The organism is Lentilactobacillus parabuchneri DSM 5707 = NBRC 107865, from assembly GCF_001435315.1.
GTDB classification, from domain to species: Bacteria; Bacillota; Bacilli; order Lactobacillales; family Lactobacillaceae; genus Lentilactobacillus; species Lentilactobacillus parabuchneri.
The window spans coordinates 118,846-142,933 of sequence record NZ_AZGK01000005.1 but is presented as its reverse complement, the minus strand read 5'-3'; the positions used below and the strand labels follow the sequence as shown (position 1 = coordinate 142,933).

The 24,088-nt window shown below is 44.2% G+C and carries 19 protein-coding genes and 1 tRNA gene; 3 read left to right on the top strand and 17 right to left on the bottom strand.

Features of this window, described 5'->3' with window-relative positions; all coding sequences use genetic code 11:
* Nucleotides 1-12: 12 nt before the first annotated feature.
* The 5 genes from FC51_RS06835 to gap all read right to left on the bottom strand — a co-directional run bounded on the left by FC51_RS06835 (nucleotide 13) and on the right by gap (nucleotide 6,821).
* Complete coding sequence (locus tag FC51_RS06835) at nucleotides 13-2,085, bottom strand: MucBP domain-containing protein (protein WP_057910228.1); 2,073 nt, start codon at nucleotides 2,083-2,085, stop codon at nucleotides 13-15.
* A gap of 97 nt (nucleotides 2,086-2,182) precedes the next feature.
* Nucleotides 2,183-3,502, bottom strand: coding sequence for a phosphopyruvate hydratase (gene eno, locus FC51_RS06830; RefSeq protein ID WP_057910229.1), 1,320 nt, complete (start codon nucleotides 3,500-3,502; stop codon nucleotides 2,183-2,185).
* Nucleotides 3,503-3,603: 101 nt separating this feature from the next.
* Nucleotides 3,604-4,362, bottom strand: a complete 759-nt coding sequence (gene tpiA, locus FC51_RS06825; RefSeq protein ID WP_057910230.1) for a triose-phosphate isomerase — start codon at nucleotides 4,360-4,362, stop codon at nucleotides 3,604-3,606.
* Nucleotides 4,363-4,493: 131 nt separating this feature from the next.
* The gene (locus tag FC51_RS06820; RefSeq protein WP_057910231.1) at nucleotides 4,494-5,708 is read right to left on the bottom strand and encodes a phosphoglycerate kinase; all 1,215 of its coding nucleotides are present in this window, start codon (nucleotides 5,706-5,708) and stop codon (nucleotides 4,494-4,496) included.
* Between the two features lie 102 nt (nucleotides 5,709-5,810).
* A complete protein-coding gene (gene gap, locus FC51_RS06815) occupies nucleotides 5,811-6,821 on the bottom strand; it encodes a type I glyceraldehyde-3-phosphate dehydrogenase (RefSeq protein WP_057910232.1) in 1,011 nt (336 codons plus the stop codon).
* A gap of 261 nt (nucleotides 6,822-7,082) precedes the next feature.
* Between gap and FC51_RS06810 the strand changes: the two genes are divergently transcribed.
* Nucleotides 7,083-7,154, top strand: a tRNA-Arg gene (locus tag FC51_RS06810).
* 172 nt (nucleotides 7,155-7,326) lie between these two features.
* Here FC51_RS06810 and FC51_RS06805 read toward each other — a convergent pair.
* Nucleotides 7,327-7,779, bottom strand: coding sequence for a GNAT family N-acetyltransferase (locus FC51_RS06805; protein ID WP_057910233.1), 453 nt, complete (start codon nucleotides 7,777-7,779; stop codon nucleotides 7,327-7,329).
* 246 nt (nucleotides 7,780-8,025) lie between these two features.
* Nucleotides 8,026-8,958: a VOC family protein gene (locus FC51_RS06800; protein WP_057910234.1), complete on the bottom strand. Its 933-nt coding sequence runs from the start codon at nucleotides 8,956-8,958 to the stop codon at nucleotides 8,026-8,028.
* 227 nt (nucleotides 8,959-9,185) lie between these two features.
* Between FC51_RS06800 and FC51_RS06795 the strand changes: the two genes are divergently transcribed.
* On the top strand, nucleotides 9,186-9,779 hold the full coding sequence (locus FC51_RS06795; RefSeq protein WP_057910235.1) for an ATP-dependent Clp protease proteolytic subunit: 594 nt from the start codon (nucleotides 9,186-9,188) through the stop codon (nucleotides 9,777-9,779).
* A 250-nt stretch (nucleotides 9,780-10,029) separates the two neighbouring features.
* Nucleotides 10,030-11,100 carry a zinc-dependent alcohol dehydrogenase family protein gene (locus FC51_RS06790; protein ID WP_057910236.1) on the top strand — a complete coding sequence of 357 codons (1,071 nt, stop codon included), beginning with the start codon at nucleotides 10,030-10,032 and terminating at the stop codon, nucleotides 11,098-11,100.
* Nucleotides 11,101-11,338: 238 nt separating this feature from the next.
* Here FC51_RS06790 and whiA read toward each other — a convergent pair whose 3' ends face one another.
* The 10 genes from whiA to lgt all read right to left on the bottom strand — a co-directional run bounded on the left by whiA (nucleotide 11,339) and on the right by lgt (nucleotide 24,082).
* Complete coding sequence (whiA, locus tag FC51_RS06785; protein WP_057910237.1) at nucleotides 11,339-12,283, bottom strand: DNA-binding protein WhiA; 945 nt, start codon at nucleotides 12,281-12,283, stop codon at nucleotides 11,339-11,341.
* A 30-nt stretch (nucleotides 12,284-12,313) separates the two neighbouring features.
* The gene (locus tag FC51_RS06780; protein ID WP_057910238.1) at nucleotides 12,314-13,318 is read right to left on the bottom strand and encodes a gluconeogenesis factor YvcK family protein; all 1,005 of its coding nucleotides are present in this window, start codon (nucleotides 13,316-13,318) and stop codon (nucleotides 12,314-12,316) included.
* A complete protein-coding gene (rapZ, locus tag FC51_RS06775; protein WP_057910239.1) occupies nucleotides 13,318-14,202 on the bottom strand; it encodes an RNase adapter RapZ in 885 nt (294 codons plus the stop codon). The genes FC51_RS06780 and rapZ overlap by 1 nt, the downstream gene beginning before the upstream one ends.
* Nucleotides 14,203-14,471: 269 nt before the next feature.
* Complete coding sequence (uvrA, locus tag FC51_RS06770; RefSeq protein ID WP_057910240.1) at nucleotides 14,472-17,351, bottom strand: excinuclease ABC subunit UvrA; 2,880 nt, start codon at nucleotides 17,349-17,351, stop codon at nucleotides 14,472-14,474.
* Between the two features lie 20 nt (nucleotides 17,352-17,371).
* A complete protein-coding gene (gene uvrB / locus FC51_RS06765) occupies nucleotides 17,372-19,378 on the bottom strand; it encodes an excinuclease ABC subunit UvrB (protein WP_057910241.1) in 2,007 nt (668 codons plus the stop codon).
* Between the two features lie 122 nt (nucleotides 19,379-19,500).
* Nucleotides 19,501-20,151 (bottom strand): YfbR-like 5'-deoxynucleotidase, encoded by a 651-nt coding sequence (locus FC51_RS06760; RefSeq protein WP_057910242.1) that lies wholly within the window; start codon nucleotides 20,149-20,151, stop codon nucleotides 19,501-19,503.
* An 87-nt stretch (nucleotides 20,152-20,238) separates the two neighbouring features.
* Nucleotides 20,239-21,192 (bottom strand): thioredoxin-disulfide reductase, encoded by a 954-nt coding sequence (gene trxB / locus FC51_RS06755; protein ID WP_057910243.1) that lies wholly within the window; start codon nucleotides 21,190-21,192, stop codon nucleotides 20,239-20,241.
* 78 nt (nucleotides 21,193-21,270) lie between these two features.
* Nucleotides 21,271-22,167, bottom strand: coding sequence for a UTP--glucose-1-phosphate uridylyltransferase GalU (galU, locus tag FC51_RS06750; RefSeq protein WP_057910244.1), 897 nt, complete (start codon nucleotides 22,165-22,167; stop codon nucleotides 21,271-21,273).
* Nucleotides 22,168-22,204: 37 nt separating this feature from the next.
* The gene (locus FC51_RS06745) at nucleotides 22,205-23,221 is read right to left on the bottom strand and encodes an NAD(P)H-dependent glycerol-3-phosphate dehydrogenase (protein ID WP_057910245.1); all 1,017 of its coding nucleotides are present in this window, start codon (nucleotides 23,219-23,221) and stop codon (nucleotides 22,205-22,207) included.
* A 27-nt stretch (nucleotides 23,222-23,248) separates the two neighbouring features.
* A complete protein-coding gene (gene lgt / locus FC51_RS06740) occupies nucleotides 23,249-24,082 on the bottom strand; it encodes a prolipoprotein diacylglyceryl transferase (protein WP_057910246.1) in 834 nt (277 codons plus the stop codon).
* Nucleotides 24,083-24,088 lie beyond the last annotated feature (6 nt).

The following is a 24,088-nucleotide window of genomic DNA, read 5'->3' as shown; positions in this document are numbered from 1 at the left end:
ATCATATCATAATCAAATGAATCGTTTGAAACCTTTTTTCATCGCCATCACCAATAAAATCCCCACCCCAGCTAAAATACTTAGGATTGATTTTGACTCGCCAGTTTGAGGCAGCTTCTCATCCCCACTGGCAGTTTGCTTGTCTTTCAGGTCCGGCTGGTCATCATCGTGCACGACCGCAGCGTGATGACGGGCGTTTTTAAGCTTGTCAGCAGTTTTTGACTTTAGTTTGGCCTTATTATCAACCGCCTTGTTCGTTGTGGTGGCTGCATGTTGTTCGCCTTTCGTCGGTACTTCAACTGATTGACGGGAAATCGTTTCAGGAAGCTTTGTATAAACCATTTCGACATCATTGGGTACCAAGTTATCTGCCTTGAGCACTTTATCCGCCTGCTTGGCCTGATATCCTGGGAAATGACGGGCGGCAAACGATTGACTTGTCCCAAAGTCGAGTTCCACCTGATTCTTCGACAGAACATGGCCGTTCTCATCAACATTGATAATGTTAAACTTGACCTTTTTAGCAGCGTAGTGCAGTGTCAACACTTTGGATTGGTCATCGAAATCAGTTGATACCCAATCATAACCATAGTATTCGATGTTTTTGTTGCGGAATTTAACCGCTTCATCGTTCGATAGTTTGAGCGTCTTGTTAAATAATTGATTGCCATGAGTGTCCAATCCACGAAGCTGATAAGTCAAAATGTCGTTTTTGGCAACTTCTTTTACTTTTGAGGCTTGGTCTTCGGTTGGCTCCTTGGTTTTATTGATAGCTTCTGTCAGCTTTTTGTCGTCGACTTTTGAAGTCTTAACGGTTGTTTCGCCAACTTTGGGGCTTGCTGGAACCCCCGCTTTGGCTTCACCAACTGTTTTTGGGCTTTCAGAGCCATCCTTAGCGTTTGAGTTTCCCGAACTTGCTGGAAATTCAGTTTGATGTTGCCCCTCTTTAACCGTTTGTGTTTCCTTGTTATCTGGTTGCCCCGTTTCGACCGATTTTGGCTTAGCAGCCTCACGTTCAGCCGTTGTTTTTGTTTGAACAGCCGGATTAACAATTGTCGTTGTAATTGGGTTTGTGGTGTTTTGAGTCCTGGCTTCTTTGGTGGTTTTACTTAAACCAACCGATTTTTCTGAGCTGGTAGTAACCACTTGTTGTTCTGGAACCGTTGGCTTCTCTTTGAGCGTGGTTGGCGCCGTTGCTTCCACCTTAGGATCAATTACCGTTGGCTTGTCAGGAGATGATACCTGCTCTTTGGTTTCAAGCTGAGGTGCAACCGGCATTTGTGGTGTAACAGAAACTTCCGGCGCAGTTGACTTTTCCGGTTCAATCAATTTGGGTGTAGCTGGGTCCGGACTCACAGCCACCGGCTGGGCTTTAGTGGTTAGGGTCGTTTTCTTTGCGGACTGCCGCTCAGCTGCGGGGGCTTCGGGAATTGATTTAATCTCGGGAGCTAAGGTTGTTGGCTTTAAACTACTAGATTCATTTTTCTCGCTTGTAGGTTGAATAACCTTAACGACATTATTTGGGGCAACTTCCTGTGTAACTGAATTCAAGGCCTTATAAATCAAATTGATATCAAAATTTGTCGAGAGTATCTCTCCGCTTATCAATTTAGGATCGACCAGTTCATAATGAGAGACATCTGCTTGAGCCGGGGATACATAATATTTTCCATGGATAGTGGCTTTTCCAACGACTAAATCGTCTAATATCTTTTCCCCACTCTCATCAAAATGCTTAATTGTGACCGTTGCGGGAAGCGCGTTATAAGCTACATGGATATTATTTAAAGATCCTTTTTTTGAGGAAACAATCGTTTTATCAGGCGTGTAATCAGGTTCATTATCCGGAACAATGATGTTGCCGTTTGAATCAATTGGCAATCTTGTAGGAACCGTTTTTACAATACTTCTTTTCCCCAAAAGATTTTTGACATAAAATTCCTTCACCACTTCAACCGACTTATTTTCGGCGGGGTTCGCGGATACGGCAGCTGTTACTTCTGCCCTCGCCACCTGCTCACTCACCAAAGGCGCCGAAAATCCCAGGACCCCCATCGAAACTGACAATACAATTGCTTTCTTCATAATAAAAACCTCCTAAAAATTTGCAGTCTAATAGTTAAATACGCAAATGGGAGGAATTTTATGTATAAAAAAAGCCGCAAACGCGACTTTTTTGTTATTACTTGTTTAAGATGTCTTGACGTGCTTGTTCTGTCAAGTTGTAGAATGAGTGAATTCCTTTGTAATCGGCAACGTCACCGAGTTGGTCTTCAATTCTCATCAATTGGTTGTACTTAGCGATACGTTCGCCACGGCTCATTGAACCAGTCTTGATCTGACCGGCATTCAAACCGACAACCAAGTCAGCAATCGTTGTGTCTTCAGTTTCACCTGAACGGTGTGAAATGATAGCAGTGTAACCTGCTTCTTTAGCCATTTCAACAGCTTCGACAGTTTCAGTCAAAGTACCGATTTGGTTCAACTTGATTAAGATTGAGTTGGCAACGCCCATCTTGATACCTTTCTTAAGGTAATCAGTGTTGGTAACAAACAAATCATCACCAACGATTTGAACTTTCTTGCCAAGACGTTGAGTAGCCATTTGCCAATCTTCCCATTCGTTTTCATCGAGTGGGTCTTCGATTGAAATAACTGGGTACTTGTCAACAATGCCTTCAAGCAATGAAACAAATTCGTCAGCAGTGTATGACTTTCCGTCACCCTTCAAGTCGTACTTCTTAGTTTCAGTGTTGTAGAATTCAGATGCGGCACAGTCAAAGGCAATGGCAATGTCTTTACCTGGCTTGTAGCCGGCACGTTGGATAGCTTCAACAAGGATTTCAAATGGTTCCTCGTTGTTCTTCAAATCAGGTGCAAATCCACCTTCATCACCAACGGCAGTTGAGTATCCGCGTTCGTTCAACAAGTTCTTCAAGTTATGGAATGTTTCTGAACTCCAACGAATTGCTTCTTTGATAGTTGGGGCACCAACAGGCATGATCATGAATTCTTGGAAATCAACCTTGTTGTTGGCATGCTTACCACCGTTGATAACGTTCAACATTGGTGTTGGAAGCAAGTGACCATTGAAACCACCAAGGTAGTTGTACAATGGAACTTCCAATTCGTCTGCAGCAGCACGGGCAGCGGCTAAGGAAACACCTAAAATAGCGTTAGCGCCTAACTTACCTTTATTTGGCGTACCATCCAATTCGATCATGGCCTTATCAATTGCCAATTGGTCAGTAACATCGTAGCCAACAATTTCTTTAGCGATGATGTTATTAACGTTGTCAACGGCTTTGGTAACGCCCTTGCCCATGTAACGATCCTTGTCACCATCACGGAGTTCAACAGCTTCGTGTTCACCAGTTGAAGCACCTGAAGGAACGATTCCACGGCCCATTGCGCCTGCTTCAGTATATAATTCAACTTCAACAGTTGGGTTACCACGAGAGTCTAGAACCTCACGAGCATAAATATCAGAAATAATTGACATGTTTTTTTCTCTCCTTAGCGAAAGTTGTGACCTTTTGTACAAGGTTCACTCTAATTCTATTAGTTTCGGGACTAACTTTCAATACAATTCAACGAATTTAACTATTTTTGTAAAAAGTTTGCAAGTTTCAAGAACGAATCTGCCTTTAAACTGGCCCCACCGGCCAAAACACCATCGATATCGGTCTGTGAAAGAATATCGTCGGCATTTTCATCATTGACACTGCCTCCGTACAAAACGCGGACCTGGTTGGCAATATCATCGCCGTACAAATCAGCAATTGTTTGGCGAATCAAGTAGCAGCCCTCTTCAGCTTCATCACTGCTGGCTGTTTTACCACTGCCGATTGCCCAACTCGGTTCATAAGCCACAATGATGGTTTCAGCTTGTTCGGGCGTCACCGACTTTAGGGCGTTGGTCACTTGACTGACTACCCACGAGATTCTGTCGGCTGATTCTCTTCGGCTCATGGTTTCATCACAGCAGATAATCGGCGTTAAGTGGTTTCTAAAGGCGGCGTGCACCTTCTTGTTAATAATATCGTCGGTTTCATTAAAATACTTCCGCCGCTCTGAGTGACCAATGATCACGTGGGTAACACCCATTTCAGAAAGCGCCTTGGGACTGACTTCGCCCGTATAGGCACCAGCATCTTCGTAAAAACAATTTTCGGCAGAAATAATCAGTGGTGAATCACCATTTTCCTGCAACATGCTCTCCAAAAACAACGGGGAGGCCGCCACACAGGTTTCAGTCACCTTGGGATCCGGCAGTTTGCCCTTAATATCTTGAAGAAATTTGACTGCTTCTGTAACCGATAAATTCATTTTCCAATTACCGGCAACGAACGGAATTCTCATAAGAAATCATCCTTTACATTTTTTAACTTAATGCCATTGTAACGAATCCCGGTTTCAAAAGCCACATTTTTCTCCTATACCAATTTTTAGTAAATTAAAAAGAGTCCGCTAAAAAGCGGGCCCTTTCAAGATTATTTGTTATCGATTGCTGCAATACCAGGAAGCGTCTTACCTTCAAGATATTGAAGTGAAGCACCACCACCGGTAGAAATGTGGGTCAATTTGTCAGCAACGCCTAATTGCTTAACAGCAGCAGTTGAATCCCCACCACCAACAATTGTTGTAGCATTGCTTAAAGTACCCAAGAATTCACCAATCTTAAGGGTTCCTTGTGCGTAGTTAGCCATTTCAAACACACCCATAGGGCCGTTCCAAACGACAGTCTTGGCATCTTTAAGAACATTTTCGAACGCTTCGATTGACTTAGGACCAATATCCAAAGCCATCCAGCCGTCATCAATGTCACCTTCAACAACCTTGTGTTCAGCATCGTTGTTAAATTCTTTAGCAACCACGTTATCAGTAGGGAGAACGATCTTGTCGCCGCCCTTTTCAAGGATCTTCTTGGCAACGTCAATCTTATCTTTTTCAATAAGTGAGTTTCCAATCTTGATGCCCTTGGCAGCATAGAATGTGTAGGTCATTCCACCACCAATGATAATCTTGTCAGCTTTGTCAAGCAGGTTATCAATCACACCAATTTTGTCTGATACTTTGGCACCACCAAGAATGGCAACAAATGGACGTTGTGGATTGTTAACAGCTTCACCCAAGAACTGGATCTCTTTTTCCATTAAGAAACCAGCAGCAACCGGCTTGCCATCCTTGTGCATTGCTTCTGCGATACCAGCGTTTGAGGCGTGGGATCTATGAGCAGTACCAAAGGCGTCGTTGATAAATTCGTCAGCAAGTGATGCCCAGTATTCGCCTAATTTAGGATCGTTACCGGACTCACGTTTGACGTATTCACCGTTGACAACATCTTCGTAACGGGTGTTTTCAAATAACAGCACACTGCCGTCTTCCATCTTAGCGATGGCATCTTCAAGTTGTTTGCCTTCAGTTACGGGGCAGAAAATCACCGGCTTGTTCAAAAGGTTTGACAGACGTTCTGCAACTGGGCGTAATGATAAGCCCTTCTTGTCGTCTTCCTTCTTAATTCGGCCAAGATGTGAGCAAAGAATTGCCTTGCCCTTGTGGTCTAATACGTACTTAATTGTTGGTAAAGCAGCTTGGATACGGTTGTCGTCACCAATAACGCCGTCTTTAATTGGTACGTTAAAGTCGACACGCATCAAAACTTTCTTTCCTTCGAGATTTAAATCAGAAACTGTTAATTTTGCCAATTTTGAAACCTCCCAAAATCGTTTGTGTTTGTGATTAGTAGAACATAGTTAGATAGTAAAAGACGGAGAAGGCCACCCTCCTCCGCCATTTACAATTAATTATTAAAGTGAAGCAAACTTCAACAAAGTACGAACCATGTTGCAAGTGAAGCCCCATTCGTTGTCATACCAAGCAACAGTCTTAACAAGTTGGTTGTCACCGGCAGTCGTAACTTCAGTTTGAGTTGGGTCAAATACTGAACCATGATCGTCATCAATGATGTCTGATGAAACGATTTCGTCAGCATTGTAACCAAAGGCAGGGTTGTCAGCGGTGTGCTTCTTCATAGCATCGTTAACTTCGTCAGCAGTAACCTTCTTGTCGAGGATTGCAACCAATTCAGTTAATGAACCATCAACTACGGCAACACGTTGTGCGTGACCTTGGAGTTTACCTGCAAGATCAGGGATAACCAAACCGATAGCCTTAGCAGCACCAGTTGAATGAGGAATCGTGTTAGCACTGGCAGTACGGTTGTTACGCTTCTTCTTAGTCTTAGGACCATCAAGAATTTGTTGTGAAGCAGTGAATGCATGAACAGTTGTCATGGTACCAACTTTGATACCGAAATCTTTGTTCATGAAGTAAGCCATTGGAGCCAAGCAGTTAGTTGTACATGAACCAGCTGAAACGATTACATCGTTTGAGTTCAATTCATCCAAGTTAACGCCAGGAACAACAGTCTTAATTTGACCAGCAGGAGCTGAAATCAAGACACGCTTTGCACCAGCCTTGATGTGAGCTTGTGATTTTTCTTCTGAAGTGTAAAAACCAGTACATTCAAGAACGTAGTCAACACCGTCGTTCTTAACCCAAGGAAGGTTAGAAGCATCTTTTTCTGCATATACAGGGATTTCTTTACCGTCAACGACGATACCCTTGTCAGTTGCAGAAACATCACCAGGGAAACGTCCATGGGTTGAATCATACTTCAATAAATAAGCCAACATTGATGGAGTGGTCAAATCGTTAATTGCAGCCACTTCAATTTCGTCGGAGTGCAATTCGTGAATCCGTTTGAATGCCAAACGACCAATTCGGCCAAAACCGTTAATACCAATCTTTACAGTCATACTAAGTTTTCCTCCTTTAGGAAATAAGAAAATATTAAGACACAGTACACATTAATCGTACCATGAAATGAAAACAAAGTCAGCACCTTGTGAACCAAAGTTCAAAGTATGCATCGAGTAACCATAAAATATTACCCAGATTCGAGTATAGCAGACCGCCGGAGAATTGCAATGAAATTAGATTTAGTAAGCGTTTTCACAATCAATTTTTCTTTGTTCTTGAAAAAATTCTTACTTTCTAGTATATTGGTATAGTAAGTTGCGCTCGTAGTGTAATGGATCGCACGTAAGATTCCGGTTCTTGAAATGAGGGTTCGATTCCCCCCGAGCGCATCAGACTTAACTGATTTTAGTTATCACAAGCCAGTCACTGCTATATTTCAGCATTTTAGCATGGTAGTTTTGGGTCCAAAATCAGCAAAAAATCAGTAAGTACAACGCGATTTTAAAAATGAAACAGCGAGGCAAATGCCTCGCTGTTTTTGTTTTCCTACGGGTGACTGACTTAATCGTCATCAACTTTTTTCATATAGAGAATTGGAAAGTGATTCCCCTGTTCATCTAATTCAGTCCGTTGATACACTTTAAATCCCATATGCTCATAAAATCCCCGAGCAAGTGGGTTTTGTTCGTTGACGCCAAGTTGATTGATCGAATATTTTTGCAGTCCATCTTCGAATAATTGTTTGCCTAAGCCTTTACCGCGGTATTGATCTGAAATAAATAACATTTCAAGCATTTGATCATTGACCCCCATGAAGCCGATCGGATCATTATCATCGCGCTTCATTACGATTAAATGCTGGACATTGACGATCGCCTCAGGAATGACTTTCTTAATACTTCGAATCTCATCGTCTGTTAAAAATAAATGGGTCGCCCTGACAGAAGACTCCCAAACTGCCACCAAGCGCTCGATCAGTTCAGAATTGGGGTCCGTTACTTCGACAATTTGCATTGTATTTCTCACTTTCTTCAGGCCAAATTAAGGTGTACTCAATGGCACTTATATTGACTCATTCAATTTATATCTTCTAAGCTGCCAAATCAAGCACAAAAATATTGAGCGTCAATCTCGTGTCTTTTTGACAGCCTGGCCCTTTCACTGGTCATGTTTGTTTCAAAGAACAACAAAAAGAAGATCCAAGATTAATCCCTGAATCTCCGTTTTCAATTGTTGGTGCTGTTCTAATAAACGACCCCATTAATCCGGCACAGACGTTGGCTCACGAACCCCTTCCGAGAAGTCAACACCCTGTTTGGCGTAAAAGGCCATAATTTCAGCTCGTTGCGATTCAAATTTTGGTGGCAACGATAATCCCTGCCCCATCGTTAAAATCGGCTCTTCCAAGCTGAATCCCGGTGTGGTCGTCGCAATTTCAATTCGATTATCGCCCGGATCTCTGACGTATAAGCTCTTGAACCAACCACGATCAGCGTACTCTTCAATATTTAAGTGCTGTTCCTTGGCAATGTCCCAGAATCTGAACAAATCGTCTTTAGTCGGTGCTTGAAGGGCGATGTGATCAATGCTGCCACGACCAAATCGGGTTTTAACATCTGGTTGATCACTTTCAAATAACTCAATTGATTGTTGGTCGTCTAATTCAACGACATCATCCTTAACCGAAATCCCGAGCCAATTCTGGAAGAAGGCAGCTGTCGCTTCGGGATCCGGAACGTGCAACTCAGTTCCCATTAAATGCGTAATCTGATAGTCGGCTGGAATCCCATTATCTGGGACAACCCGCATATCCGTTAAACGTTCACTTGTCTGTAAGAATTTAATTTCAACATCATCAGGATCTTGAAACGTAATCCCATTTTCAATATCGGTGGTCGAAACGGAATGTTCTGCCAATCGTTGTTTCCAAAATGCCAAGCTGCCATTCGGAACCGATAATTTAATATTGTTGAAAAAATGTTTTCCATCCGTTCGATGGCCTAATAGCGGGACGACAAAAAACGTCACCACTGAACCCGGCGTTCCAAGATAATCGCCGTAAAATAAATGACGAATTCGAATATTTTCCTGGTTCACAGAGTTTTTGACCAATCGCATCCCTAATACCCGCGTGTAAAAGTCAATATTTCGCTGAGCATCTCTTGCTAATAATGAAATATGATGTGTTCTCATTGCTATCCTCCTGGTTCTGATTAGCTTATTAACCTTATTGTATCATGAATGAATCCGCTTTCTTATAATAAGCATTTTTAATCTGGGCACCAGCCGCCCCATCAAACACATGGAAAGATGAAATAAGTGTGAGCAAAACATTTGACCTTTTTTGACCAATAAACTATCATATTAACATGAACTTGGCGTAAGTCATCTTTCATAAAACCTATAAGGAGGCATCTTGAATGAATTTAGTGCCAACCGTCATTGAACAATCCGCAGGCGGCGAACGTGCGTATGATATTTATTCACGTTTGCTAAAAGACCGTATTATCATGTTATCTGGCCCAATCGAAGACGACATGGCAAATGCGATTATTGCCCAATTACTATTCTTGGATGCTCAAGACTCAGAAAAAGATATTTACCTTTACATTAACTCACCTGGTGGTGTTATCACTTCAGGAATGGCAATTTACGATACCATGAACTTCATCAAATCTGACGTTCAGACCATCGTAATGGGTATGGCGGCCTCAATGGCTTCCGTCCTTGCCTCATCCGGTGCCAAGGGCAAGCGTTTCGCATTGCCACACGCCCAAGTCTTGATTCACCAACCATCTGGTGGTGCACAAGGCCAACAAACTGAAATTGAAATTGCTGCTGAAGAAATTCTCAAAGCACGTAAGATGATCAACAACCTCTTAGCTGAGAATTCTGGCCAACCAATCGAAAAAATCAATAAGGATACTGAGCGTGACAACTACTTGACCGCTCAAGAAGCCGTTGATTATGGATTATTGGATGGTATCATGACCAGTAGTTCAGAAAAACAATAATTCAGTTGAATAATGGAAATTAATGTTTCCAAACAAAAACGAGATTCTGACAAAAGTGTCAGGACCTCGTTTTTTTGTGATTTGATAGTTACTTATTAAAGCGCAAGCCAATCTACTGGTCCCAAAGTGTCCTTGGCCTCACTCCCCTTTTTCGTTAGCAGATGTTTGATTAAAGCAATTTGACCGACTAAAATAAAGGTGTAGTTCGTTAAGAAGTTAACAAAAGGATTTACGAATAGAGGCCATTAAGATGAATGCAAATCAAACTAAAGAAGAACCAACAACTTCTGAATCAATTCCGACAGAAATGAAAGCTTGGGAAATTGTCAAACCAGGGCCAATTGATGGCGACACTTCCCCACTTAGATTCACGACCAAACCTGTACCAAAACCACAACGAGGTGAAGTATTGGTCAAAGTGATTGCTTGTGGTGTTTGCCATACCGACCTCCATGTAACTGAAGGCGACCTGCCAGTTCACAAACAAAATTTGACACCTGGTCACGAAATTGTCGGCAAGGTGGTGGCCACGGGGCCTGAAACCCGGCGTTTTGCTCTAGGTGACCGGATTGGCATTCCTTGGCTGCGGTGGACATGTGGGGTTTGCGAGTATTGCCGATCCGGAAGAGAAAACCTCTGTCCAAACTCGCTATACACCGGCTGGGATCATGATGGCGGCTATGCCGAATACGCCACGGTTCCGGAAGGGTTCGCCTATCGGATTCCCGCACGGTTCGATTCACTGACTGCAGCCCCGCTTCTGTGCGCTGGAATCATTGGTTACCGAGCCTATGAGCGGGCAAACGTTCCAGCAGGCGGTACATTAGGCCTTTACGGATTTGGCGGCTCTGCCCACTTAACGGCTCAAATCGCGATGAAACAGGGAATTGAAGTGCACGTCCTCACGCGAGGCGAAGACGCACGTAAATTTGCCCTTCAGCTGGGGGCTGCATCTGCTAGAGGAACCTATGATATGCCACCAGTTAAGCTGGATTCGGCCATTAATTACACCCCCGTTGGTGACGTCGTTCCAAAGGCGATGGAAGCTTTGAAGCCCGGCGGCACGTTGGCAATGGCCGGCATTCACTCAACAGATATCCCACAGATGTCGTATCCGACTCACATTTTCCATGAAAAGAATTTAACCAGCGTTGAAAGCAACACCCGCCGGGATGGCGAGGAATTCTTAACTTTGGCTGACCGGTTAAACATTCATCCGGAAATCACTGAGTATCCCCTTGAAAAGGCAGCAGATGCCTTAAAGTATATTGCTAAAGGAGACATTCGCGGCGCATGTGTGTTGCGGGTGAGTGAAGGATAAAAATTTAAAAAGTATAATCAAAAGGGGCTGCGACAAAACTAACGTTTTGCCAACAGCCCCTTGCTTTTTCAATTTTTATATAGCTGGAACGTGTGCCAAAAGGCCGCTTCCTAGGCATAACTACGAATAACTTTCCGAGCTTTCAGCTCAAAAAGTCATTCTAGGTTATGCTACGCCGGCCATGAAATGCCAAGCCTCCTTGGCGGAAGCAAAACCGCCTTTTGGCACACTCCCTTTTTTACATCTCTGGTTCAAATCCCTGTGCCAGTTTGCCGGCATATTCATTAATCTTTCGCAGCCGATGATTAACGCCGGATTTGGAAATTGGCCCACCTTCGACCAAATCGCCCAATTCCTTTAAGCTGACTTCAGGATGCTGAAGCCTGGCCCGGGCAACTTGAGCCAGTTTTGGTGCCAAACTGTTTAAGCCCACCATTTCATCAATCAACTTGATGTTTTCAATTTGCTTGCTGGCAGCGTTAGCCACCTTATTCAAATTGGCATTTTCGCAGTTCACCAACCGGTTGACTGAATTACGCATGTCACGAACGATTCGAATATCTTCAAACTTCAGCATTGAACTGGTGGCCCCAATTAACTGAAGAAAGTCGGCAATCTTTTCAGCTTCCTTCAAATAAGTGATATACCCACTCCGACGTTGCGTTGTCCGTGCTTTTAAACCATATTGATTCATCATTTCCATGATCATTTCATTGTGGTTTTCATACAAAGAATAAATTTCCAAATGGTATCTGGAAGTTTCAGGATTGTTAACGGATCCGCTGGCTAAAAATGCACCGCGGAGGTAAGAGCGGATTTGCGCATCTTCTGTTAACATGTGGTTTGGCACCCTTTCAACGATTGAAGCACCGTCAAAAATCCCCAAATCATCAAGTAAGAAAGTCGCTTTATTCTCGACCCGTAGAATATAGAGATTATTTTTCTTTAACTTCATCTTGCGCCGAACACTCAACTCACCTGTGATGCCGTAGAATTTTGAAAGTAACTTATACATTCGTCGTGCTATCGCAGGATTTTCTGAGGAAACATTTAACACAAAATGATGATTTGAAATCGAGAGGGAGCCATTGATGCGAATCAAGGCCATCAGTTCCGCCTTGGCATTGTCTCGATGGACGGTCAAGGAAGTTAATTCCTTCTTGACCTCACTTGCGTAGGACATGTGATCCCCTCCTTTTCTAGCAGTCCAAGGTTACTTGTGGTCGTCTAGGGACCGGCCTAATAAATTGATTAATTCGTCGGCAACTTCCTGCCCATTATGAAACGCCCCGCGGTCTTTTAATTCGAGAAAATCGGCGGAGATAACGCGACAGCCCATTGCCCGCAAACCGGCAAAATCGTGTTTAACGGGTTGTGAGACTTCGTTCCATTTCTTGTGATCAATATATTCAGCAGGCACTTCTTTGATATTTACCAAAACGGTGTTGATAAAATTCATCCCCAAATGTCGGTTCAAAACCCGCACATGGTCAGCTTCGGTAAAGTTTTCGGTTTCGCCCTTTTGGGTCATGATATTGCAAATATAAACAATGTCGGCACTCGTCTGTCGAAGAGCTTCGCCAACGTTTTCAATCATTAAGTTGGGCAAAATACTGGTAAACAAGCTTCCGGGGCCCAGGACGATCTGATCAGCGTTCATGATAGCGTCAATCACCTGTTCAACCGCTTCTGGTTTGTGGGAATCATCAGTCGTTTCCACCCAGACACGTTTAATCATCTTACCGGCAGCCGTAATTTCCGACTCGCCGCTCAAAAAGGTACCATCACTAAATTCGGCATTCAATTCGAGGGGCTCGTTGGCAGCGGGATAAATATGGCCGTCAACTTGCAGCATTTTACTCAGAATTTGCACGGAGTCAAAAATGCCGCCCTTCATTTCTGATAACGCTGCAATGATCAAATTCCCCAACGCGTGGCCGGCAAAAAATTGGTCCGAGCTCTTAAAGCGATACTGAAATAAATCAAGGTACAGGTCTGGCATGTCCGATAACGCCACCATGACGTTACGAATATCTCCAGGTGGCACGACGTTAATGTAGTTTCTCAAAATACCGGACGAACCGCCATCATCGGCAACCGTTACGACCGCTGTAATGTCAACATGACGATTACGTAAATTCTTGAGGATAACGGGTAAACCAGTCCCTCCGCCGATCACAACGATCCGCGGCCGATGGGTGTGCAATGCATCAATCATCAGTTACCCTCCTTTATCTTGTGCCGATCAATATCTCTGTGAGTAATATTGACCGGATAATTGGCTTTTAAATCTTTGCCCAGTTGTTGCGCGATCGCCACGGAGCGATGTTGCCCGCCCGTACAGCCAATGGCAATTGTCAGACTCGCTTTGCCTTCATTTTCATAACCCGGCATCGTGTAGTTCAACATATCCAGTAATTTCGAATAAAATTCCTGGGCGCCTTCTGAAGTCATCACATATTGTCGGACCTCATTGTCAAGGCCGGTCTTATAGCGCATTTTGGCGTCATAATACGGATTCGGCAGAAAGCGGACATCCATGACAATGTCGGCATCCAGTGGCAGGCCGTATTTGAAGCCAAAAGACATCACTTCGATATGAAACGTGTGAGTGGCATCAGTAGACTCGAAGTTATGGAAAACTTCCTCACGAAGCCGTCTGGGGGCCATATTGGTCGTATCAACGACAAGGTCAGCTGACTGCTTGACGTTTGCTAACAATTCACGTTCTTTTTTTATCCCGTCAATCACACGGCCATTTCTGGCGAGTGGATGGGCACGACGGGTTTCCTTATACCTGGAAACTAATTTTTGATCAGACGAATCAAGAAAAATAATATCGACATTATTGTTATCACTCTTTCTCAGATCACTAAACATGTCGATAATTTCATCGTAAAAGACTTGGGAACGCAGATCCATCACTAAAGCAATCTTATTGATATCGCGTTCCATCCTGATCAATTCTTTAAATTTGGGTAACAACGTTGGTGGCATGTTGTCAACACAAAAATAGCCCAGATCCTCAAAGCTTTGCATTGCAACGGTCTTGCCAGCGCCACTCATCCCGGTAATAATGACAAATTGGTTGTTCACGGCCATAATGATTTCCTTTCGTATAACGAACTTTAAACAGTATAACATACCGGGCGTATCATTTTAAAGCAAAACCGTATCGCGGCACTAAATCGTGACCAGCCGGTGGCATAGAACACAAGGTGGCTGCCGAAAGCACCATAACAGGACGGGGTAAGACAACTGGCTGGTCCCAGAATTTAAGCCCCGCATTCAATCATTCCAAAAACAGGAACAATCGCTTGCGGGGCTTAAATTTTGGGATCAAAACAGTTCTTGACCCATTCGCATCAAGTTTATGATTTAGTTGCTTTAACTGTTTGCTTTTCAGCAGCCTGAGTCAGCTCTTTGTCTCGTTGCAAAACGGGCTTGAGATACTGCCCCGTGTAGCTGTTGGAAACTTGAGCAATTTGTTCCGGCGTCCCGGTGGCCACAATTGTGCCGCCACCGTCGCCACCCTCTGGCCCAAGGTCGATTAAATAGTCGGCACTTTTGACGACGTCGAGGTTATGTTCGATGATTAAGACCGTATTGCCCTGGTCAACCAACTTCTGCAAAACGCCGAGCAATTTTCTAATATCTTCGCTGTGCAATCCAGTCGTCGGTTCGTCAAGGATATAAAAGTTCTTACCATTGGCCTTTTTATGAAGTTCAGAAGCCAACTTCATTCGTTGGGCTTCCCCACCTGACAAAGTCGTAGCGGGTTGGCCAAGCGAAACGTAGCCCAAACCAACGTCCTTGATAGTTTGCAGCTTACGACTAATTTTTGGAATTGCGCTAAAGAAGTCAACGGCTTCGTCAACGGTCATATCCAACACTTCGGAAATGTTTTTACCCTTGTATTCAACTTCCAACGTTTCAGCATTATAGCGCTTGCCATGACAAACTTCACAGGGCACGTAAACATCAGGTAAAAAGTTCATTTCGATCTTTAAAATCCCATCGCCATGACAGGTCTCACAACGACCGCCCTTGACGTTGAAACTGAACCGACCCTTTTTGAATCCACGTAATTTGGCATCATTGGTGTTCGCAAACAACCCGCGGATATCATCAAAAACACCCGTATAAGTTGCCGGGTTGGAGCGCGGTGTCCGACCGATTGGACTCTGGTCGATATCGATAATCTTTTCAATATTTTTGTATCCTGAAATTGACTTGTACTTCCCAGGCTTTTCAGAATTATGGTTTAATTTCTGTGCCAAGGCCTTTTTCAAAATATCATTAACCAACGTTGACTTTCCCGAACCAGAGACACCGGTAACAACAACCATCTTTCCAAGCGGAAAATCAACGGTCAAATTCTTGAGGTTATTTTCTTCTGCGCCGGTCACCCGAATCTTCTTGCCATTACCCTTACGGCGTTTGGCAGGAACCGGAATAAATCGCTTACCGGAAAGGTACTGACCGGTGATTGACTTGGGGGCCTTTTCAATATCTTCTGGCGCCCCGACAGCCATCACCTGTCCGCCTTGTCGTCCGGCACCCGGCCCAATATCAACGATATAATCGGCGGCTCGCATGGTATCTTCATCATGCTCAACCACAATTAATGTGTTGCCCAAATCGCGCATCTTTTTTAATGAGGCGATCAACCGGTCATTATCCCGTTGATGCAGCCCAATTGACGGTTCATCTAAAATGTATAGAACCCCAGTTAAATTAGAACCAATCTGAGTTGCCAACCGGATTCGCTGTGCTTCACCACCAGATAAGGTTCTGGCAGAACGGGACAACGTCAAATAATCCAACCCAACGTTTCGTAAGAAAGTAAGTCGATCAGTAATCTCTTTCAAAATTGGTTTGGCAATCATTTCGTCTTGTTCGCCAAAGGTTTGTGAACTGAAGAAATTAATCTCCGCCGTTACGTCCAGTGCTGAAATTTGAGCAATGTTTTGATTGCCCACTTTGACTGCCAACGCCTTTCGATTTAAGCGGTAACCGTGGCAGGTTTGACAGGTTAATTCGGTCATGTACTGACTCAGGTTATCCCGGGTAAAGTCACTGCTGGTGTTGTGGTATCTACGGTCGACGTTGTTCACAACGCCTTCAAACGGCCCATCAACATCCCGAATGCCGCCAAAATCGCTTTGGAGGACGAAGTGAAATGACTTGGTCTTGGAACCGTAGAGGACAAATTTCTGCTGCGACTTGGGAAGTTTGTCAAATGGCGTCTGCATGTCAATTCCTTCAGCATCACAAACCTGCTTGAGCATATTGGGATACCACTTGGAGCTGGCGGAATTCCAAGGCGCAAGGGCCCCTTCAGCCAACGTCTTCTTGCGATCGGGAACGACCAGATCCTCATCAACTTCCAGCTTCATGCCGAGTCCGTCACAGTCTGGACAAGCGCCAAGCGGTGAGTTGAATGAAAATAACCGTGGTTCCAATTCGCCAACGGTAAACCCACAAATCGGACAAGCATAGTGTTCAGAAAACATCATTGGATCCCGTTCACCCATGAAGTCTGCGATCGCATAACCACCACTTAATCTTAATGAGGCTTCCAATGAGTCTGAGAGACGGTTATTAATCCCATCCTTTACGATAATTCGATCAATGATGATATTAATATCATGGGCTTTATTCTTATCAAGTTCCGGCGCCTCATCAATATCATAAGTTTCACCATCCACTTGGACTCGAACGAACCCCTCACGCTTAACTTTCTCAAATATCTTTTTATGTTGTCCCTTTTTGCCACGAACAATGGGGGACAAAATCTGAAGCTTGGTCCGTTCAGGCAGCTTCATGATCTGATCAATCATTTGATCGACCGACTGACTGGAAATAACCGAGCCGTCATTTGGACAGATCGGTACCCCGACTCTTGCCCATAACAAACGGAAATAATCGTTAATTTCGGTAACCGTCCCAACCGTTGAACGCGGATTCTTGGAAGTGGTTTTCTGGTCAATTGAAATCGCCGGGCTTAACCCATCAATAGAATCGACATCCGGCTTATCCATCTGGCCTAAAAATTGGCGGGCGTACGACGAGAGACTCTCAACGTAACGTCGTTGACCTTCCGCGTATAAGGTGTCAAATGCCAGTGAACTCTTACCGGAACCGGAAAGTCCAGTCATGACAACCAATTTGTCCTTTGGAATTGTCACGTTAATGTTTTGTAAATTGTGGGCCCGTGCGCCACGAATGACGATCTTATCCATTGCCAATATGCATAATCTCCTTTAGATCATTTACTCATTTCACCTTTTAACTCAATAATTGTATCACGCAATGTCGCAGCCTGCTCAAAATCGAGTTTCTTGGCAGCCTCCCGCATTTCTTCGGTTAACCGTTCAAGCATCTGCTTTTGATCTTTTTGACTCATTTGCTCAAAATCGCTTTCAACAAAGTCGTCTTTTTCGCCACTGTCATCGGAAGTCTTCGTGACTGAAATCAGTGAGCGAATTGGCTTGACGATCGTCTTCGGTGTGATTCCGTGTTCTTCATTATACTTCACCTGAATCGCCCGGCGACGAGCTGTTTCGTCAATCGCTGCCTGCATGGAATCCGTGACCGTATCCGCATACATAATGACGGCACCGTGTTCGTTTCGTGATGCCCGACCGATCGTTTGAATCAGTGACCGCTCATTACGAAGGAACCCTTCCTTATCGGCATCCAAAATGGCGACGAGTGAAACTTCCGGCACATCGATCCCCTCACGAAGAAGGTTGATCCCAACTAAAACGTCAAATTTTCCTAAACGCAGATCTCGGATAATTTGGGTTCGCTCCAATGTTTTAATGTCAGAATGAAGGTACTTGACCTTGATGCCCAAATCCTTCAAATAATCAGTCAGATCTTCAGCCATTTTTTTAGTTAAAGTGGTTACGAAAACCCGCTCGTGTTTTTCGACGCGCTTATTGATTTCACCCACCAAATCATCCATTTGACCCATGATTGGGCGAACGTCAATGGTCGGATCCAGCAATCCAGTTGGTCGAATGACCTGGTTGACAACGTCTTTGGTCTGGTCCATCTCATAAGGGCCAGGCGTGGCCGACATATAAATAATCTGATGAACGTGCTGCTCGAACTCGCTTAACGTCAACGGTCGGTTGTCCAATGCACTTGGAAGACGGAAGCCATAGTTGACTAATTGTTGTTTCCGGGCCTGGTCGCCATTGTACATCCCCCGAATTTGTGGCATGGTCTGATGAGACTCATCGACAACCATTAAGAAGTCATCCGGGAAGAAATCTAACAGGGTAAACGGCGGCTGTCCCGGCTTTCTGCGGTCCATGAACCGGGAATAGTTTTCAATCCCACTGGTATATCCCATCTCCCGCATCATTTCGATATCGTAAGTCGTCCGCTGCTTTAACCGTTGTGCCTCTAACAACTTGCCTTCTTTTTCAAATTTGGCAACTTGTTTTTCCATTTCATCCTTAATCTCCGGTAACGCAACGTTCATCACGTCGTCACTGGTTAGGAAATGAGTTGCCGGGAAGATCGCAATGTGATCGCGGTCTCCAATGACCTCGCCAGTTAAGGTATCAATTTCCCGGATCCGATCGATTTCATCGCCAAAAAATTCAATTCGAAAGGCATGCTCATCCCATGATGCCGGGAAGACCTCAACAACGTCCCCATGAACTCGAAAACGGCCCCGCTGAAAATCAATGTCGTTTCGATCGTATTGGATATCGACGAGTTGACGCAAAAAGTGGTCCCGTTCAATCGTTTGGCCAACGCGAAGAGAAACCACGTGATTTCGGTACTCGGTTGGATCACCCAACCCAAAGATAGATGACACTGACGCCACCACGATCACGTCATTTCGCGCCAGCAAAGAACTGGTTGCCGAATGGCGCAACTGGTCAATTTCATCATTAATAGCCGAATCTTTTTCGATATAGGTGTCACTGGAGGGAACGTACGCTTCAGGTTGATAATAGTCATAGTAACTCACAAAGTATTCAACCGCGTTGTTGGGGAAGAATTCCTTGAACTCACCGTATAACTGGCCGGCAAGGGTTTTGTTATGTGACAAAACAAGGGTTGGCTTGTTGACTTGGGCAATGACGTTTGAAATCGTAAACGTCTTCCCAGTCCCAGTTGCCCCCTTCAAGATCTGTGCTTTCTTGCCTTCGTTAACCCCGGCAACTAATTTTTGAATTGCCTGCGGTTGGTCACCAGTCGGTTTGTATTTAGATACCAAATCAAATTTTTTATCATTTTCGCGTTCAATCAACTTCAAATTCCCCCTGACCCATATCAGAACGACACAATAGAAAAGGGCTGCCAGCAAAATCATGTTTTGTTTCAGCCCACTAACAACGCTATTTTACCATACGAACATACTTTCGCCAACGATTATTCCTTAGAATTATCCTCCTTTTTTAAAACTTTTCGGGTTAATCGACGCAGCTTATCCTGAGTGGTAAAGTTTTCCGCCAGCATGTCAGGAATCACTTTGGTCAAGACGTACTGAACACAGTGCATGTCCCGGTATTCCAACATGGTTGACAAGCTTTCCTTATACATTTCTGGATAAACTTCTTCAGGGTTCCCTTTTTGAATTTCACCAAAGGACTCGTACAAAAGGTCGACTTTATCAGCGACCGCCAAAATTTTGCCTTCCAGACTATTATCCTTGCCCTCGGATAAGCGACGGCGATAGGCCTCTTGAAAGGCCTCAGGAATTTCATTTTGAATAAAATTTTCGGTTAATTTATCATCAACGTCGGCCAACATGGTTCTCAAAACCGGTGTCGCATATTTGACGGGTGTTTTGATATCGCCAATAAACCGCTCGGTATAGTCGTGATTCAACGCCTTTTCGTATAATGAACGCCAATCAATGACTTCGCCGGCGTTCTCCTCGACATCGCCTAGAAACTGAGCAATTTCGGTCACTTTAAACGAATGAGCGGCAACTGAATGCTGCTCAAACTTAAAATATCCCGGGGCACGATTAATAAGCTCCAACTCTGCCAAACTTTCTAAATACTGATGCATTCCCATTACAAAATCCTCCATCCATTTCGTCGCAAAGAAAGCCGTGGACAAAACAATCGTTTAGCCACGGCCTCCTTTTAGTTCATTATTTAATTAATGTTCAGAAACACTTGATTTGCTCTTGTCACTGAGCTTTTCAACGTACTTGAACGCTTGTTGGCCGGCAATGCCGCCTTCACCAACAGCAGTTGCAATCTGCCGCAAGTCTTTTTGACGGACATCACCAATTGCGTAAATCCCGGGAATAGCTGTTTCCATCTGATCATTAGTCTTGATCCAGCCATCCGCATCCGTAATCTTTAAATCTTCAAATGCGGTTGTCATTGGTAACAAGCCAACGTAAATGAAAACGCCGGAAGTTTCAATTGTTGATTCCTCATTAGTCTGGTTGTTGACAACTTTAACACCAGTCACTTTGTTATCGTCACCTAAGACTTCGGTCACGTTTGAGTTCCAGACAAAGTCAATCTTATCATTGGCAAATGCCCGGTCTTGAATGACTTGCTGTGCACGAAGTTGATCCCGGCGATGAATAACCGTTACGTGGTTAACGATTCCAGCCAGATATGAAGCCTCTTCAATCGCAGAATCACCACCGCCAACAACGACAACGTCCTTATTCTTGAAGAAGGCGCCATCACATACGGCACAGTATGAGACACCCTTGCCACCGTATTCATGTTCGCCGGTAATGCCAAGTTTCTTGTATTCGGAACCGGTTGCGATGATGACCACCTTGGCTTGGAGTTCATCTTCATCAGTTTTGATCGTCTTGTAGTCACCGTGGTCTTCAACTGAGCTGACAGTGCCATAAACATATTCAGCACCAAAGTTAACGGAGCTGTCGTACATGTTTTGAGCAAGGTCAGGACCCATAATTGATTTAAACCCAGGATAATTTTCGATTGAAGCGGTGTTATTCATCTGTCCGCCATAGATCCCTCGATCAATCATTGCGACCGATAAATTAGCCCGTGACGCATATAAAGCAGCTGTCATGCCACCAGGGCCGGCACCAATAATTACAACATCATATTGTTTTGCCATGTGGATCCTCCCTCAATTGCTAAATTTCTTATACCCAATAATTTACTATTAAAAAGTAAGCCTGTCCATTAAAACGACTTACTTCTTCTTATCTTCTGCACTCAATTCAGCGCCAAGGTCTTTTAGATAGGTTCTTAAACCATCGGCAATTTCAGGATGGCGAAGGCCAAAAATAATATTGGTCTTGAGCCAACTGAGCTTATTGCCAGTATCGAATCGTTCACCTTTAAACTCGTGGGCAAAGACACGTTGGGTTTGGTTAAGCGTATCAATTGCAGATGTGAGTTGAATTTCACCAGTCTTATCAGGTTTGGCATCTTCCAAAATTCCAAAGATCTCCGGTGTTAGCAGATAACGGCCGATAATGGCCAAATCACTCGGTGCCTTTTCAGGCGTCGGCTTTTCAACGAACTTTTTAACGTTAAATAAGCCTGGACGAACTTCTTCGGATGGATCAATGACGCCATACTTGGAGATATCCTTATGGGCAACTTTCTTAACGGCTAAGGTAGAAGCGCCGGTTTGTTGATAGCTGTTCATCAACTGTTTGGTCAGCGGCACTTTATCCTGCATCACATCATCACCCAACATCACAACAAAGGGTTCATTACTGATGAAGCTGCGGGCGGTATAAATGGCATCCCCCAGTCCTCGTGGATGTGATTGTCGGATGAAGTAGATGTTCATATCGTTGGTTTTACGAATTGTTTCCAAAATATCGTTCTTATGGCGCTCTTCCAGGTTCATTTCAAGTTCCGGATTGGAATCGAAGTGATCTTCAATTGACCGTTTGCCCTTGCCAATCACAATCACAATATCTCGAATTCCCGACTGTTTGGCCTCCTCAACAATAAATTGAATTGTCGGGGTGTCCACAATCGGCAGCATCTCTTTAGGAAGTGCTTTAGTTTCAGGTAAGAACCGGGTTCCCAGTCCAGCGGCCGGAATGACCGCTTTAGTAACTTTCTTTGTCATATCTATTTGCACCTTCTCTGTAGTATCTCTTAAGGGACTATTCAATTTCAGAACGGCCTTCACGGGTCATCAATTGGTTGATGGTTTCCTTGATGTCGGCACCATCATATAAAACATGATAAATGGCACTGGTAATCGGCATATCGACCCCACGCTTTTTGGACAGCTCATAAGCTGCACGGGTGGTTGCAATACCTTCAATGACCATTCCCATGTTCTTAATAACTTCATCAAGTGAGTGGCCCTTCCCAAGTTCGTTTCCGGCACGCCAGTTACGGGAGTTGGTGCTGGTGGCGGTTACAATAATATCTCCGACACCCGACAGCCCGATAAACGTGAGCGGATTGGCCCCAAATGACATTCCCAACCGCGAAATTTCGGCCAGTCCACGAGTCATCAAAGCCGCTTTGGCGTTGTCCTTGTATCCCAACCCATATAAAGCACCGGCACCAAGGGCGATAATGTTTTTGAGTGCTGCTCCGGTTTCAACACCGATGACGTCATCACTGGTATAGACCCGGAAATAGTTATTCATGAACAACCCTTGAATTTCTTTGGCAGCCTTAGGATTGTCGCTGGCCACCGTTACCAAGGTAATGTCATGGGTAACGACATCCTCAGCCTGACTTGGCCCGGAAAGGACCGAGATCGAGTGACGATTACTTGGGGCAATTTCTTCAGCCAACACTTGAGAGAGCCGTAAATAAGTCTTCTCTTCAATTCCTTTCGAAGCATGGATAAGATTAACCGTTTGGTTTCGATCGGCCAAAATTTTTGCAACCTGTTTGGCAACGGATCGGGTAACCTGGGTTGGCACAACAAACAAAATATAATCAACACCATCAATTGCCTCACTCAAATCATTTGTCGCAACTAATGATTCTGCAAACGTAAAATCTTTGATATATCGTTTATTTGTGTGTTGCTCATTGAGTTCCTTAACCTGTGTGGGGTTGTACGACCATAATTTAACATCTGAGCCGTTCTCATCCAACAAGCTTGCAAGAACGCTTCCCCAAGAACCTGCACCAAGCACTGCAACTTTTTTAGCCATAATTAATCTCCTCTATTTGGTAAATTATTAATCTACTTTTAAATCATTGCCATCCAGATACCACGGATTCGTTGTATCTCGGCGCCGATATATAATCAAAATAATCGCACTTACAAACAATATCACTGACAAGATTTGAGAAACGCGCACGCCCGCCAGCATCAAGCTGTCCGTCCGCATGCCTTCAACGAAGAACCTGCCAAATGAATACCACATTACGTAGGTCAAAAAGACTTCCCCGCGTTTGAAAAAGTGTGGGTTGTGTCGCAACGTGATCAAAACCAGAAATCCCAGCAGGCTCCACAACGATTCATATAAAAACGTTGGCTGTCGGTAGGCGCCGCTAATATACATCTGGGAAATAATTGGCTGTGGTAAATGCAACCCTTGAAGAAAACTCAAAGTTGTGGTTTGACCAAAAGCCTCCTGGTTCATGAAGTTCCCCCAGCGGCCAATTGACTGCGCCAGGATAACGGTTGGCGCAGCAACATCGAGCATCAGCCAAACCGGAATAAACCGGTGGCGGCAAAATAAAATGACGACGATCATTGCCCCAATCAAGGAACCATATATGGCAATCCCGCCATCCCATATCTTGACGATTTCACCAAGATTATCTTTGTAATAACTCCATTGAAAAATGACGTAATACAGGCGGGCACAGATGAGTGCTGCAGGCAATGCCCACAAAATCATGTCGTAGATATCATCGGCTTTGATACCGCGCTTGTCACCTTCTCGAACTGCCAGGTAGACCGCTAAAATCACGCCACTGGCGATGATAATTCCATACCAGTGAACTTCAATCGGCCCCAAATTAAATGCGATTGGGTTTAGAGCCAGACTTAATAAATTTCCCACTTCAAC

What these genes read in the sequence shown, in the direction of transcription:
- galU (WP_057910244.1), bottom strand. Translation starts at nt 22,167, where the DNA reads ATGACAAAGAAAGTTACTAAAGCGGTCATTCCGGCCGCTGGACTGGGA.
- trxB (WP_057910243.1), bottom strand. Translation starts at nt 21,192, where the DNA reads ATGGCAAAACAATATGATGTTGTAATTATTGGTGCCGGCCCTGGTGGC.
- gap (WP_057910232.1), bottom strand. Translation starts at nt 6,821, where the DNA reads ATGACTGTAAAGATTGGTATTAACGGTTTTGGCCGAATTGGTCGTTTG.
- rapZ (WP_057910239.1), bottom strand. Translation starts at nt 14,202, where the DNA reads ATGGCCGTGAACAACCAATTTGTCATTATTACCGGGATGAGTGGCGCT.
- FC51_RS06780 (WP_057910238.1), bottom strand. Translation starts at nt 13,318, where the DNA reads ATGATTGATGCATTGCACACCCATCGGCCGCGGATCGTTGTGATCGGC.
- FC51_RS06795 (WP_057910235.1), top strand. Translation starts at nt 9,186, where the DNA reads ATGAATTTAGTGCCAACCGTCATTGAACAATCCGCAGGCGGCGAACGT.
- eno (WP_057910229.1), bottom strand. Translation starts at nt 3,502, where the DNA reads ATGTCAATTATTTCTGATATTTATGCTCGTGAGGTTCTAGACTCTCGT.
- FC51_RS06805 (WP_057910233.1), bottom strand. Translation starts at nt 7,779, where the DNA reads ATGCAAATTGTCGAAGTAACGGACCCCAATTCTGAACTGATCGAGCGC.
- FC51_RS06790 (WP_057910236.1), top strand. Translation starts at nt 10,030, where the DNA reads ATGAATGCAAATCAAACTAAAGAAGAACCAACAACTTCTGAATCAATT.
- FC51_RS06760 (WP_057910242.1), bottom strand. Translation starts at nt 20,151, where the DNA reads ATGGGAATGCATCAGTATTTAGAAAGTTTGGCAGAGTTGGAGCTTATT.
- FC51_RS06835 (WP_057910228.1), bottom strand. Translation starts at nt 2,085, where the DNA reads ATGAAGAAAGCAATTGTATTGTCAGTTTCGATGGGGGTCCTGGGATTT.
- FC51_RS06800 (WP_057910234.1), bottom strand. Translation starts at nt 8,958, where the DNA reads ATGAGAACACATCATATTTCATTATTAGCAAGAGATGCTCAGCGAAAT.
- FC51_RS06745 (WP_057910245.1), bottom strand. Translation starts at nt 23,221, where the DNA reads ATGGCTAAAAAAGTTGCAGTGCTTGGTGCAGGTTCTTGGGGAAGCGTT.
- whiA (WP_057910237.1), bottom strand. Translation starts at nt 12,283, where the DNA reads ATGTCCTACGCAAGTGAGGTCAAGAAGGAATTAACTTCCTTGACCGTC.
- tpiA (WP_057910230.1), bottom strand. Translation starts at nt 4,362, where the DNA reads ATGAGAATTCCGTTCGTTGCCGGTAATTGGAAAATGAATTTATCGGTT.